This is a genomic window from Enterobacter sp. Bisph1, assembly GCF_000814905.1.
GTDB lineage: Bacteria > Pseudomonadota > Gammaproteobacteria > Enterobacterales > Enterobacteriaceae > Kosakonia.
Window position 1 is genome coordinate 143,446 of the sequence record NZ_JXAG01000036.1, and the last position, 13,174, is coordinate 156,619.

Sequence of the window (13,174 nt, forward strand, 5' to 3'; positions counted from 1 at the left end):
AACGCGCGAATTTTAGCATTGCGGAGGGGCGATGAGCCAGGTTGAATTACTCGGACAGACATTCACTTTAGACAGATTCCCTGTCGGCGTGGAAGAGGCGGCGCTGCAAGCGTGGGATGCGGCGGATGAATACCTGCTGCAACAGGTGAATGAGGTCGACGGCCCGGTTCTCGTCTTTAACGACAGCTTCGGCGCGCTGGCCTGTGCGCTGGCGCAGCATCACCCGGTTTGCGTTAATGACTCCTTTATTGCCGGTCTGGCGACGCAGCATAACTTGCGCATTAACTCGCTGGACGAAAACAGCGTTACGCTGCAGGACAGCCTGAGCCCGCTGCCGGCGAATCCGGCGCTGGTGCTGATTAAAGTGCCAAAACAGCTGGCGCTGCTGGAGCAGCAGCTGCGCGCCTTACGAAGCGTTGTCACGCCGCAGACGCGCATTATCGCCGGGGCGAAAGCGCGCGATGTTCATAACTCGACGCTGGCGCTGTTTGAGAAAATCCTCGGCCCGACCACCACTACGCTGGCGTGGAAAAAAGCGCGGCTGATTAACTGCACCTTTAACGCGCCGGAACTCAGCGAGAACGACATGATCGCCCGCTGGCCGCTGGACGGGACCGACTGGACGATTCACAACCATGCCAATGTCTTTTCCCGTAGCGGGCTGGATATTGGCGCGCGCTTTTTCCTCCAGCATCTGCCGGAAAATATCGAAGGCGAAATGGTGGATTTAGGCTGCGGCAACGGCGTGCTTGGCCTGCAACTGCTGGCGCAGAACCCGAACAGCCGCGTGCTTTTTGCCGACGAGTCGGCGATGGCGGTGGCCTCCGCGCGGCTCAATGTTGAGGCGAACCTGCCGCAAGCCGCTGAGCGCAGCGACTATATGATCAATAATTCCCTCTCCGGGCTGGAGCCGGATCGCTTTGACGCGATTGTCTGTAACCCGCCGTTTCATCAGCAGAGCGCCATTACCGACCATATTGCATGGCAGATGTTTAACGATGCCCGTTTCTGCCTGAAATATGGCGGCGAACTGCGCATTGTCGGTAATCGTCATCTCGACTATTACCGCAAGCTAAAGCGTGTTTTCGGTAACTGCGAAACCCTCGCCACCAACAATAAATTCGTGGTACTGAAAGCGGTGAAAGTACGTAAAAAACGCTAACAGAAGTCGGCCCGCAGCGCGGGCCGCTTTGTTCTAGATGGCCAGCGCCAGCTTCGTGCCCTGCGCAATCGCCCGCCGGGCATCCAGCTCCAGCGCCACGTCACAGCCGCCAATCAGATGCACCGTTTTACCCGCTTCGCGCAGCGGCTCCGCCAGCTCGCGTTTTGGCTCCTGGCCTGCGCAGATCACCACATGATCCACCGCCAGCAGTTGCGGTTCGCCGCCGATCAACACGTGCAAACCTTCATCGTCAATCTTTTGATAACTCACCGCCGGGATCATTTTCACCCCGCGCGACAGAAGCGTCCCGCGGTGGATCCAGCCGGTGGTTTTGCCTAAGCTTTCGCCGGGTTTACTGGCTTTACGCTGCAGCATCACAATCTGTCGTGGGCTTTTCGGTAGCTGCGGGCCTTCCGGGCGCAGGCCGCCGGGTTCATTCAGGCTGGTATCAATGCCCCACTCCACGCAAAACTCGGCGATATTCTGGCTGGTCGGTTCGCCTGGCTGGCTTAGATACATCGCCGTATCAAAGCCGATCCCGCCGCAGCCAATAATGGCCACGCTTTCCCCCACCGGCACTTTATCGCGCAGCACGTCGAGATAGTTCAGCACTTTTGGATGGTCGATCCCGTCGATCGGCGGCATTCGCGGTTCGATGCCGCAGGCCATGATCGCTTCGTCAAACTCCATAAGCATTGACGGATCGACGCGTTGATTTAGACGCAGTGCGACGCCCGTTAAATCGATCATCCGGCGGTAGTAGCGCAGGGTTTCATAAAACTCCTCTTTACCGGGGATCTGTTTGGCGACATTAAACTGCCCGCCGATCTCCGCCTGGGCGTCAAACAGCGTGACGCTGTGGCCGCGTGCGGCGGCATTCACCGCAAACGCCAGCCCGGCAGGACCTGCGCCAATCACCGCCAGGTTTTTCTTAAGCTGTGCGGGCAGCACCGGCATCAGTGTTTCATGACAGGCGCGGGGGTTAACGAGGCAGGAGGTGACTTTGCCGGCGAAGATCTGATCGAGGCAGGCCTGGTTACAACCGATGCAGGTATTGATCTCATCCGCGCGGCCACTTTGCGCTTTCGATAACAGCTCGGCATCGGCGAGAAACGGGCGCGCCATCGACACCATATCCGCATCGCCGTGGGCGAGGATCTCCTCTGCCACCTGCGGATCGTTAATGCGGTTGGTGGTGATCAGCGGGACGTTGACTTTGCCTTTCAGCTTGCGCGTCACCCAGCTAAAAGCACCGCGCGGCACCGGCGTAGCAATGGTTGGAATGCGCGCTTCGTGCCAGCCAATCCCGGTATTGATCAGCGTCGCGCCCGCGGCTTCTACCGCTTGCGCCAGTTCGATGGTCTCTTCCAGCGTACCGCCGCCTTCCACCAGATCCAGCATCGACAGGCGGTAGATAATAATAAAGTCACGGCCCACGCGTTCGCGCACGGCGCGCACCACGGCCAGCGCAAAGCGCATGCGACGGGCATAATCGCCGCCCCATTCATCTTCGCGTTGGTTGGTACGTGCGGCGAGGAATTCATTAATCAAATAGCCTTCCGAACCCATCACTTCAACGCCGTCGTAACCCGCCTGCTGGGCCAGCTGTGCGCAACGGGCGAAATCTTCAATTAAAGCGAGAATCTCATCGTGGCTCAGTTCATGAGGGGTAAAGCGGTTGATCGGGGCCTGGATTGCCGAGGGCGCAACCGGGCGCGGCTGATAGCTATAACGCCCGGTATGCAGAATTTGCAGGGCAATTTTGCCGCCCTCCTGATGCACCGCCTCGGTTACCCGCTGGTGATGGGGAAGCTGGCTGGCATCGTGCAGTACCGCGGCCCCTTCCATCGTCACGCCGGAAAGGGCAGGGGCGACGCCGCCGGTAACGATCAGCGCAACACCGTGGCGAGCGCGCTCGGCATAGAACGCCGCCAGCCGCTCTGCGCCATCGGGGCGCTCTTCCAGCCCGGTGTGCATGGAGCCCATCAACACTCGGTTTTTTAGCGTGGTAAAGCCCAAATCGAGAGGGGCGAACAGCGACGGGTAATGGCTCATGCTCTCTTCCAATGTAAAATAATTGTTATGTGGTCGGATGAGTTCTACTTTAGCCGTCGCGGCGTAAAAGGGAAAAGGCGGAGCGAATGATTGTGATGGGATTCAAATATCCCCCTCCTGAGCGGAGGGGGAAAAGCGTCAGGAACTGGTGGTCAGGCCGGGCGCTTGCCATAACGAGGTGGTTAAACCGCTGTCGACCAGGCCAAGCTGATCGGCATAAATTTTCTGCCATTTCAGCATCATGTCGTCATACAGCTCACGATACTCCGGGTTCGGCGTAAATTCGCGGCTCCAGCGCACCAGCCGTTCACCCGTTGCCGCCATATTGTCATACAGCCCGGCACCAACGCCTGCGGCAATCGCGCAGCCGAGGGCGGTTGCTTCTTTCACCTCCGGCACGCGCACCGGCAGCCCCGTCACATCGCTGAGGATCTGGCTCCACAGCGCGCCTTTCGCCCCGCCGCCAGCAAACACTAAATTGTCGAACTGCACGCCGGAGAAATGCGATATCTGCGCCAGATTGCAGGCGGAAACTATCGCGGCGTTCTCTTCCAGCGCTCTGAAAAGCGTTGCTTTATTGCATTTTTCCGCGTCGATAGAGAGGTTAATAAACGACGGTGCAGCGTGATACCACTGCTTAAAATGCATCGCATCGGAGAAAATCGGCATCACGCCCCAGGAACCCGCCGGAACCCGGCTCGCCATCTCTTCAAGCAGCGCATAGGCATCCATCCCCATGCGCTCGGCAATCAGCTTCTCTTCGGCGCAGAACGCATCACGAAACCAGCGCATCGTTAAGCCGGTGAAAAAGCTTATCGACTCGGCCTGCGCCATACCGGGAATAACATGGGGATTAACGCGAATATTCATCTGCGGATCGGTACGTACCTGCGGCAGATTCACCACCTGCTGCCAGAACGTGCCGCCGAGCACGGCACTTTGCCCGGCGCGCACCACGCCCAGCCCAAGGGTGCCTAGCTGCACATCGCCGCCGCCCATCACCACCGGCGTGCCTTCGCGCAGGCCGCACTCTTGCGCAGCCTGGTGCGTCACTTCCCCCAGCAGGCTACCGGTCTCTTTCACCGGTGATAATAAATCCGCCCGTAACCCGGCCATATCCAGCAGGTCGGGACGCCAGTCGCGGGTAAAGAGATCGAGCATACCGGTTGTTCCGGCATTGGAAGGATCCACCGCCAGCCAGCCGGAAAGGCGCGAGGCAAGCCAGTCGCTGATCATGGTAATAGTGGCGGTATCGCGATAGATCTCCGGGCGGTGGTGCGCCAGCCATAACAGACGCGGCATCGCGCTGAGGGCCAGCGTCTGGCCGGAAACGCGATAGACTTCGGCTTCGAACTGCCAGTCGTGGATCTCTTTTAACTCGGTCACTTCATGGCTGGCGCGAGAATCAACGTTGGCGCAGGCCCAGATGGCATCGCCATTACGGTTATAGAGCACAATGCCTTCGCGCATGGAGCAGCAGGCGACGGACTGAATATCCGCCCCGCTAAGCCCGGCGTTTTGTAGCGCCTGGCGAATGCACTGACAGGCAAGCTGCCAGTTGCTATGAATATCGAACTCCATCGAGCCGGGGACGTTTTCCACACTGAGGTGTTTCCACTCGGCCTGGCCGACGGCAATTTGTCGCCCGCTTAAGTCGAAGATCACTGCCCGGATGCTGCCCGTTCCTGCATCTAACGCTAAAAGGTAACTCATGGGTTGTGCCCCCTCGCCAGCATCATAGATGAAACTGTGATCCTCGTACGGTCGTAAATATAGTTCAGCGCCTACGCTTTTGAACGTTCTTCACTCCAAAATCACTTGTTCTATCACAGCTTTTTGCGGGAGGCAGAATGGCGGATTTAGATGACATAAAAGATGGCAAAGAGTTTGGCATTGGTACGCCACAGCAGAATGTGCCCTTCACCCTAAAGGGCTGCGGCGCGCTCGACTGGGGCATGCAATCGCGACTGGCGAGGATTTTTAACCCGCAAAGCAATCGCACGGTGATGCTGGCGTTCGATCATGGTTATTTTCAGGGGCCGACCACCGGTCTTGAGCGTATTGATTTGTCTATAGCCCCGCTGTTTGCCGAAACCGATGTGCTGATGTGTACCCGCGGGATTTTGCGAAGCGTAGTGCCGCCAGCCACCAATAAACCGGTGGTGTTACGCGCTTCCGGCGGTAACTCAATGCTGTCGGAACTTTCCAATGAATGCGTGGCGGTGACCATGGAAGATGCGCTACGGCTGAATGTCTGTGCGGTGGCGGCGCAGATTTATATCGGCAGCGAGCATGAGCACCAGTCGATCAATAACATCATTAAACTGGTGGATGCCGGTAACCGTTACGGCGTGCCGACGATGGCCGTTACCGGCGTCGGGAAAGAGATGGCGCGCGACGCCCGTTATTTTTCGCTGGCCAGCCGAATCGCTGCCGAAATGGGCGCGCAGTTCGTGAAGACCTATTTTGTCGACGAGGGATTCGAAAAAGTGACCGCCAGCTGCCCGGTGCCGATTGTCATCGCTGGCGGGAAAAAGCTGCCGGAGCATGAGGCTCTGGAGATGTGCTTCCGCGCAATCGATCAGGGCGCGTCCGGCGTGGATATGGGGCGCAATATCTTCCAGTCCAGCGCGCCTCTCGCCATGCTTAAAGCGGTAAAAAAAGTGGTCCATGAGAAAATGCACGCCCGCGAGGCTTACCAGTTCTGGCTGGAAGAAAAACAAGGAGAGCAACCATGAATGTCACGTTAGTGGAGATCAATATCAAACCCGATCGCGTCGACGAGTTTTTACAGGTGTTTCGCGCTAACCATGAAGGGGCGATTCGTGAGCCGGGGAATTTGCGGTTTGATGTGTTGCAGGACCCGAAAGTGAAAACCCGCTTTTTTATTTATGAAGCCTATCAGGATGACGCCGCCGTACAGGCTCATAAAGAGACGCCGCACTATCTGGCCTGCGTGGAGAAGCTTGAGGAATTAATGTCGGAGCCACGTAAAAAACGCTGTTTTATCGGCGTGATGCCGGAGTAGCAAAAAGCCCCTCTCCCCGCACGGGGGAGGGGTGAAAGGGGTAACTCAGGCAAGCTCGGTGGTGACCCGCAGCGCCGCCAGCGCGTTGGATGCCGCTTTCAGCACCTGCTCACACTGTTCAATGGTTAACGTCAGCGGCGGTTCGATACGAATAGTCTTCGCGTTATTGAGGGTGCCCGCCACCAGCACGCGCTGGCGGAACATCTCACTGGCAAAGTTGTAGCCCGTTTCGTTATCGACAAACTCAATCGCCATCAGCATTCCGCGACCGCGAACATCCTGCACCAGATCCGGATACTGACGCGCCAGCGCGCCAAAACCATCCAGCAGCATGTCGCCTTTCTGCTCCGCCTGCGCTGGCAGATTCTCCTCCAGCAGCACATTAATGGTCGCCAGCGCTGCCGCACAGGCCAGCGGATTGCCGCCGAAAGTAGTGGTATGCAGGAAGGGGTTATCAAACAGCACGGAGAACACTTCTTCCGTCGCCACCGTTGCACCGATAGGCATCACGCCGCCGCCCAGCGCTTTGGCAAGACAGAGAATGTCCGGCTGCACGTTTTCATGTTCACAGGCAAACATTTTCCCGGTACGTCCCATCCCGGTTTGCACTTCATCAAGAATGAGTAGCGCGCCAAACTCATCGCACAGCTTACGTACCGCGGTTAAATAACCCGCTGGTGGGATAATCACGCCGCCTTCACCCTGAATCGGTTCGAGAATAACCGCCGCAACATCATCGCCGGTTTTGTGACATTCGCTGAGCAGCATGCGCATCGCCTCGATATCGCCAAACGGCACATGGCGAAAGCCCGGCAGCAGCGGCATAAAGGGTTTGCGGAAGGCAGACTTGGCGGTAGCGGAAAGGGCGCCAAGAGATTTACCGTGAAACGCGCCGCTGGTGGCGACAAAGGTAAATTTGCCGCGTGGCGACTGGTACGCTTTGGCGAGTTTCAGCGCCGCCTCGACGGATTCCGTACCGCTATTGCAGAAGAAGCTGTATTTGAGTTTGCCGGGCGTTAACGCCGCCAGGGTTTTTGCCAGCAGTGCGCGTAAAGGATCGAGCAGTTCCTGGCTATGCAGAGGTTGTTTGGCGAGTTGATTCTGAACGGCGGAAACCACAACTGGATTACGGTGCCCCACATTAAAGATACCAAAGCCACCCAGACAGTCTAAAAACTCCTGACCCTGGGTGTCGACAAGCGTATTTAAACTGCCTGCTTGCCACTCTACGGCTCCGTAATCCCCGCCGGCGGTAACAGATTTTCGGTACTCTAAAAACCCCGGATTAACATGCTCTTTAAAGTAATCCACCACCTCTCGATTTAATGCCTTCATCTCCTCATGGTCGAGTGTTCGCTTTTCAATGAGATTCAGTGCGTGAGCGCTGCACGCTAAAGCTGATGCGCTGGAAGGTAACCTGTTCAAAATAAGCTCCAGGGGCCGGCGTATCACATGATACAGATATAATTATTGCAGGGTTTACGCCACTTCAGAGCGGGCGATTTAATTCGGGATAAACGCCTGTGGACCACCGGGGTGCGCAAGATTTAATCACGCCGGTGCGTTATTATCCCTCTCTTTTGTGATTAAAAATTGTTCAGTAGAGACATCCCGACGGCAGTATTGCGCCAAACTAGTGCAATAAATGCGCAATTTAAGGGCGTTTAGCCCGGCTAATTCGGTTGATAACGCAACGAAACTATTAAAATCAGCATGTTAGCGAGCCTGCAAATAACTAGGTTTTTGTACGAACTGCGATCTAAATCAAATTTAACAACTAAAGATAAAAACATTAGCGCCGAAATAACATTTGCCAGAATTTTTAACAGCTCTATAACCTGCACAGGACGCAACCATGTCTTCTCCTCCTTTTGTCAGCCAGCAGCGCTTTATGCTGGACGATGACACCACGCTTATGTCTACCACCGACCAGCAAAGCTACATCACCCACGCCAACGATGCGTTTATTCAGGCCAGCGGCTATTCACATAATGAACTGCTCGGCCAACCCCACAATCTTGTTCGCCACCCGGATATGCCAAAAGCGGCGTTTGCGGATATGTGGTTCACCCTGAAAAAAGGGGAGCCGTGGAGCGGTATCGTCAAAAACCGCCGTAAGAATGGCGATCATTATTGGGTGCGGGCCAATGCTGTGCCGATGGTGCGCGACGGCAAAGTGACGGGCTATATGTCGATTCGCACTCAGGCGCAGGAAGAGGAGATCGCCGCCGTTGAACCGTTGTATCAAGCTTTAAATGCAGGTCGCAGCAATAAACGTCTCTATAAAGGAATGGTGATAAGCCAACGCTGGTGGGGAAAAGTCGCGGCAATGCCGCTGCGCTGGCGGGCGCGCAGCATAATGACGTTGCTGTGGGGTGCGCAAGGAATCGGCTTGTGGCTCAGCGGTGCACACGCTGTAACGCTGGCGGTAAGCACGCTGGCAATGTGGCTGGGCTGCCTGGCCTTCGAGTGGCAGATTGTCCGCCCGGCAGAAAACGTAGCCCGCCAGGCGTTAAGCGTCGCCACCGGAGAACGAAACAGCGTCCAGCCGTTGAACCGCAGCGACGAGTTAGGCTTAACCCTGCGCGCGGTCGGCCAATTGGGGCTGATGTGCCGCTGGTTAATCAACGACGTTTCGACGCAGGTGCATAGCGTGCGAAGCGGCAGTGAGACGCTGGCGAAAGGCAATCAGGATCTCAATGAACGCACCCGCCAGACGGTGGTGAATGTGCAGCAGACCGTCGCGACCATGAGCCAGATGGCGGCGTCGGTACAAAATAATTCACAAACCGCCTCTGCTGCGGACCAACTCTCCAGCTCTGCCAGCAGCGCCGCCACTCACGGCGGCAAAGCGATGGAAACCGTGGTGAAAACCATGGATGAGATTGCCGACAGCACCGGGCGCATCGGCTCTATCACTACGCTGATAAATGATATTGCTTTTCAGACCAATATCCTCGCATTGAATGCGGCGGTAGAAGCGGCGAGAGCGGGCGAGCAGGGTAAAGGGTTCGCGGTCGTCGCGGGGGAAGTGCGCCATCTGGCGAGCCGCAGCGCCAGCGCGGCAAATGATATTCGCAAACTGATCGACGCCAGCGCCAGCAAAGTGCGGTCCGGCTATGACCAGGTCCACGCCGCAGGCCGCACGATGGATGATATTGTCACGCAGGTGCAAAACGTGACGGCATTAATCGGCCAGATAAGCCAGTCAACATCGGAGCAGGCGACGGGACTTTCCGAGCTGACGCGCGCGGTGGCAGAGCTGGATGCCATTACGCAGAAAAATGCCGATCTGGTTGAAAAAAGCGCGACGGTGTCGGCGATGGTTAAACATCGTGCTGGCCGTTTGCAGGATGCCGTCTCCGTACTGCATTAATTGTTTAACGAATTAAAAACCACCGGTAGCGTTACCGGTGGTTTTTTTTACTCATCTTGACCTTCTGCTGCTGCAAGGACGCTATCGTCCGCTGTTTAATGAATCAGTTATTAAATACTCTTCGCAAAGTGAACTATTACTTTTTGCGCATAAGTTTATTCACAATTAACAATATATGTAGCGATATTAATATTTTTACAGAAAAATAGTTTTTCCGTAGATATAACGATCGATAAATGTTCATCAATCGTTGTTGGCTATCATCTGATGCGTTAAGTAACTAAAAAAACGATCAAACTCATAAAGTTAGCGCTAACGTTACCGATAACGCCTACTGGCGACACTCTTTTTAATTTGTGTCAGGGACTTAAGCGCGTCAGTCGGATAATGGCGTGGAACTTTCGTCAATAAATAAACAGATCCGTGGAGAATATATGTTTTTACGTGATGTAAAAATCGGCACGAAATTATTTCTGGCGTTCGGCTTTTTTATTGCGTTGATGATAGTGAGTTCCTCTCTTTCGCTGTTCAGTTTGAATCGCGCCAATAATGGTATGCAAGGAATAGTACATAACGATTATCCGACGACGGTAAAAGCCAATCTGCTGATTGATAACTTCCAGACCTTTATCAGCACCCAACAATTGATGCTGCTGGATAGCGACGGCAAATGGTCGGGAGAATCGCAAAAGCAGCTTGCCGAGATCAGCGCCCGCATTAGCGCCCTGCTGGAGGATTTGTCGAAAAACCTGCGTGATGAACCGTCGCAAAAGATCCTTGCCGAAATCCGCACCGTGCGCCAGCAGTACCTTGATTCGCGCTTTCGCATTCTCGACGCGGTGAAAAGAAACGATCGTGCCGGGGCGATTCAAGAGATGATGACCAACACCATTGTCATTCAGAATGCCTATAAAGATCGCGTTCAGGCGCTGATTGCGATTCAGGACCAGCACATGCGCGACGCAGGCGAGTCAGTGCAGAACGACTTCAGCTCCAACCGTTTACTGCTGATCCTGCTGGCTATTTTTAGCATTGGTCTGGGCAGCCTGATTGGCTGGTATATCGTGCGGATGATTACCCGCCCGCTTCGTGAAGCCGTAACCTTTGCCGAAGCGATTGCCGACGGCGATTTGACCCGCACGATACAGTCTCATCACCGTGATGAAACCGGCGTGCTGCTGCATGCGCTGATGGAGATGAAAAACCGCCTTGTCGATATTGTGCACGAGGTGCAAAACGGCTCCGAGAGTATCTCAAGCGCCGCGGCGCAGATTGTCGCCGGCAACCAGGATTTAGCGGCGCGTACTGAAGAACAGGCCAGTTCCGTCGAGCAGACGGCGGCCTCGATGGAGCAGATCACCGCAACGGTAAAAAACACCGCCGACCATACCTCGGAAGCCACCAACCTCTCTGCCGGTGCGGCGACGGTAGTCAAGAGCAACGGCGAGATGATGAAGCAGGTCACCGAGAAGATGCGGGTGATTAACGAAACCTCGAACCGGATGTCCGATATCATCAACCTGATTGACGCGATTGCTTTCCAGACTAACATCCTGGCGCTGAACGCGGCGGTAGAAGCGGCGCGGGCCGGTGAACACGGGCGGGGGTTTGCGGTGGTGGCCGGTGAAGTACGCCAGCTGGCGCAGAAAAGCGCCTCTTCCGCCAACGATATTCGTCATCTTATTGAAAGCTCGACCACTCAAACTCGCGAAGGGATGGCGCTGGTGGAAAAAGCCAGCGGGCTGATTAACGGCATGGTCACCAACGTGGAAGAGATGGACATGATCCTGCGCGAGATTGGCCAGGCCAGCCGTGAGCAGACCGACGGCATTTCGCAAATCAACAGCGCGATTGGCCTGATTGACTCCACCACGCAACAGAACTCGAGCCTGGTGGAAGAGTCCGTAGCGGCAGCGGCGGCGCTCAACGATCAGGCGCTACATCTGCGCGAGCTGATACAAGTGTTCCGCCTGCGAGAAAGTACGGCGGTTTAATCAAGCTGTGAAATCTCCAGCGCCGCGCGGTCAATAATGCCAATTATCTGTTTAAGCTGCGCGGCGCTGACTTCCTCCTGATTGACCCGTAAATCCAGCACCGCTTTGAAATTATCCAGCGCCCGCTTCATCTGCGGGTTTTTTCGTAGCTGATAGCCAGCATTACGCGCTTTAACACGCGCTTCAATCTGCGCAAGGGAAGCCTCATTTTTTGCCAGCCACTGCGCGCCCTGCGGCGTAATGGCGATGGCTCTGCGCCCGTTCTCCTCATCGTCCACGGTGATAAGTTGCTGCTCCTGTAAGGCATCCAGCGTTGGGTAAATTACACCGGGGCTCGGCGAATAGTTGCCCTCGGTCAGGGTTTCAATGGCTTTGATCAACTCGTAACCGTGGCTGGCGTTCTGGCCGAGCAGGTGCAGGATCACCAGCCGTAATTCGCCGTGGCCAAAAAAGCGCTGGCGTCGGCCGCCGCCGTGATGATGTTCGCTGTGAGTACGGTCGTGATGATGGCGCATAGCTGACTCCTGAATTAATTTGATATATCTAATTTATATCTAAAAACTATAATATGTACAAAATGAATAATGATTTTTATTTAATTAATTGATATTTATGTTATTTATTTTTCCGTTTGTCACCTTGTGCGCTTTGCTTCTTCTATATCGTAAAAAGATCTTGCCTTCTGGCTAATCAGCAATCATTATCATTTGCACAGTATTTTAGATATATCTATTTACCTTCACCAGAGCTGATTATGACAACCGACCCTCAACGTTATCCCGAACGCGTGCGCAATGAACTGCGTTTCCGTGAATTAACCGTACTGCGTGTTGAACGCCCGGGTAGCGCCTTCCAGCGCATTGTACTCGGCGGCGAGCAGCTCGCGGGCTTCTCCTCCCGTGGCTTTGACGATCACAGCAAAATATTCTTCCCGCAGCCGGGCACCCACTTCGTGCCGCCGGTGGTCAGCGATGAAGGTATTGTCTGGGGTGATGGCCCGCGCCCGGCATCCCGGGATTACACGCCGCTTTACGATGCCGTGCGTCATGAGCTGGCGCTCGATTTTTTCATTCACGATGGCGGCGTGGCGAGCAACTGGGCGATGCAGGCGCGGGCAGGGGATAAGCTGACTATTGGCGGGCCGCGCGGTTCGCTGGTGGTCGCGCCAGATTACGCCTGGCAGCTGTATGTCTGCGATGAATCTGGTATGCCAGCGCTGCGCCGACGTCTGCAAACCCTCAGCCAGCTTGCCGTGCGCCCGCAGGTGAAAGCGGTGATAACCATTGCGGATGCGTCGTACAAAGATTATTTCGCCGATCTCAGCGGCTTTGATATTGAGTGGATTGTGGGACATAACCCGCAGGCCGTTGCCAGTAGGCTTGAAACGTTAAGCGTGCCGGGACAGGACTACTTTATCTGGCTAACCGGGGAAGGTGAGGTGGTGAAATCGTTGATGGGCCGCTTTGAATCTGCCGATATCGACCCGCAACTGGTGCGTGCGCAGGCTTACTGGCACCAGAAATAAGCGCGAAGCCCGGCGTGATTACCGGGCTTGCTGC

10 protein-coding genes are annotated in these 13,174 nt (G+C 55.5%); 6 read left to right on the plus strand and 4 right to left on the minus strand.

What is annotated here, in order from left to right; genetic code table 11:
- Positions 1-31 precede the first annotated feature (31 nt).
- Positions 32-1,162, plus strand: coding sequence for a 23S rRNA (guanine(1835)-N(2))-methyltransferase RlmG (rlmG, locus tag RW65_RS11420; RefSeq protein WP_039056864.1), 1,131 nt, complete (start codon positions 32-34; stop codon positions 1,160-1,162).
- A 33-nt stretch (positions 1,163-1,195) separates the two neighbouring features.
- Here the strand turns inward: rlmG and RW65_RS11425 are convergent, their stop codons facing one another.
- Both RW65_RS11425 and lsrK read right to left on the minus strand, forming a co-directional pair.
- Complete coding sequence (locus RW65_RS11425; RefSeq protein WP_039056865.1) at positions 1,196-3,217, minus strand: NADPH-dependent 2,4-dienoyl-CoA reductase; 2,022 nt, start codon at positions 3,215-3,217, stop codon at positions 1,196-1,198.
- A 138-nt stretch (positions 3,218-3,355) separates the two neighbouring features.
- Positions 3,356-4,930 carry an autoinducer-2 kinase gene (lsrK, locus tag RW65_RS11430; RefSeq protein WP_039056866.1) on the minus strand — a complete coding sequence of 525 codons (1,575 nt, stop codon included), beginning with the start codon at positions 4,928-4,930 and terminating at the stop codon, positions 3,356-3,358.
- A 137-nt stretch (positions 4,931-5,067) separates the two neighbouring features.
- On the opposite strand from lsrK, the gene lsrF reads away from it, so the two are divergent.
- Together lsrF and lsrG are read left to right on the plus strand one after the other, a co-directional pair.
- Complete coding sequence (gene lsrF, locus RW65_RS11435; RefSeq protein WP_039056867.1) at positions 5,068-5,955, plus strand: 3-hydroxy-5-phosphonooxypentane-2,4-dione thiolase; 888 nt, start codon at positions 5,068-5,070, stop codon at positions 5,953-5,955.
- On the plus strand, positions 5,952-6,245 hold the full coding sequence (gene lsrG, locus RW65_RS11440; protein ID WP_039056868.1) for a (4S)-4-hydroxy-5-phosphonooxypentane-2,3-dione isomerase: 294 nt from the start codon (positions 5,952-5,954) through the stop codon (positions 6,243-6,245). Before lsrF ends, lsrG begins: the two co-directional genes overlap by 4 nt.
- 45 nt (positions 6,246-6,290) lie before the next feature.
- Here the strand turns inward: lsrG and ygjG are convergent, their stop codons facing one another.
- Positions 6,291-7,670 (minus strand): putrescine aminotransferase, encoded by a 1,380-nt coding sequence (gene ygjG / locus RW65_RS11445; protein ID WP_082022438.1) that lies wholly within the window; start codon positions 7,668-7,670, stop codon positions 6,291-6,293.
- 430 nt (positions 7,671-8,100) lie between these two features.
- Between ygjG and RW65_RS11450 the strand changes: the two genes are divergently transcribed.
- Both RW65_RS11450 and RW65_RS11455 read left to right on the plus strand, forming a co-directional pair.
- Entirely contained in the window at positions 8,101-9,621 is a 1,521-nt protein-coding gene (locus RW65_RS11450) for a methyl-accepting chemotaxis protein (protein ID WP_039056870.1), read from the plus strand.
- Positions 9,622-10,055: 434 nt separating this feature from the next.
- Positions 10,056-11,615 (plus strand): methyl-accepting chemotaxis protein, encoded by a 1,560-nt coding sequence (locus RW65_RS11455; RefSeq protein ID WP_039056871.1) that lies wholly within the window; start codon positions 10,056-10,058, stop codon positions 11,613-11,615.
- On the opposite strand, the gene RW65_RS11460 is transcribed toward RW65_RS11455, so the two are convergent.
- Positions 11,612-12,130, minus strand: a complete 519-nt coding sequence (locus RW65_RS11460; protein WP_039056872.1) for a PadR family transcriptional regulator — start codon at positions 12,128-12,130, stop codon at positions 11,612-11,614. The two genes, RW65_RS11455 and RW65_RS11460, sit on opposite strands and share 4 nt — an antisense overlap.
- A gap of 239 nt (positions 12,131-12,369) precedes the next feature.
- On the opposite strand from RW65_RS11460, the gene RW65_RS11465 reads away from it, so the two are divergent.
- Positions 12,370-13,140, plus strand: a complete 771-nt coding sequence (locus RW65_RS11465; protein ID WP_039056873.1) for a siderophore-interacting protein — start codon at positions 12,370-12,372, stop codon at positions 13,138-13,140.
- Positions 13,141-13,174 lie beyond the last annotated feature (34 nt).

Coding starts and splice junctions, on each gene's coding strand:
- RW65_RS11425 (WP_039056865.1), bottom strand. CDS start 3,217: ATGAGCCATTACCCGTCGCTGTTCGCCCCTCTCGATTTGGGCTTTACC.
- RW65_RS11450 (WP_039056870.1), top strand. CDS start 8,101: ATGTCTTCTCCTCCTTTTGTCAGCCAGCAGCGCTTTATGCTGGACGAT.
- RW65_RS11465 (WP_039056873.1), top strand. CDS start 12,370: ATGACAACCGACCCTCAACGTTATCCCGAACGCGTGCGCAATGAACTG.
- lsrK (WP_039056866.1), bottom strand. CDS start 4,930: ATGAGTTACCTTTTAGCGTTAGATGCAGGAACGGGCAGCATCCGGGCA.
- rlmG (WP_039056864.1), top strand. CDS start 32: ATGAGCCAGGTTGAATTACTCGGACAGACATTCACTTTAGACAGATTC.
- lsrG (WP_039056868.1), top strand. CDS start 5,952: ATGAATGTCACGTTAGTGGAGATCAATATCAAACCCGATCGCGTCGAC.
- lsrF (WP_039056867.1), top strand. CDS start 5,068: ATGGCGGATTTAGATGACATAAAAGATGGCAAAGAGTTTGGCATTGGT.
- RW65_RS11460 (WP_039056872.1), bottom strand. CDS start 12,130: ATGCGCCATCATCACGACCGTACTCACAGCGAACATCATCACGGCGGC.
- RW65_RS11455 (WP_039056871.1), top strand. CDS start 10,056: ATGTTTTTACGTGATGTAAAAATCGGCACGAAATTATTTCTGGCGTTC.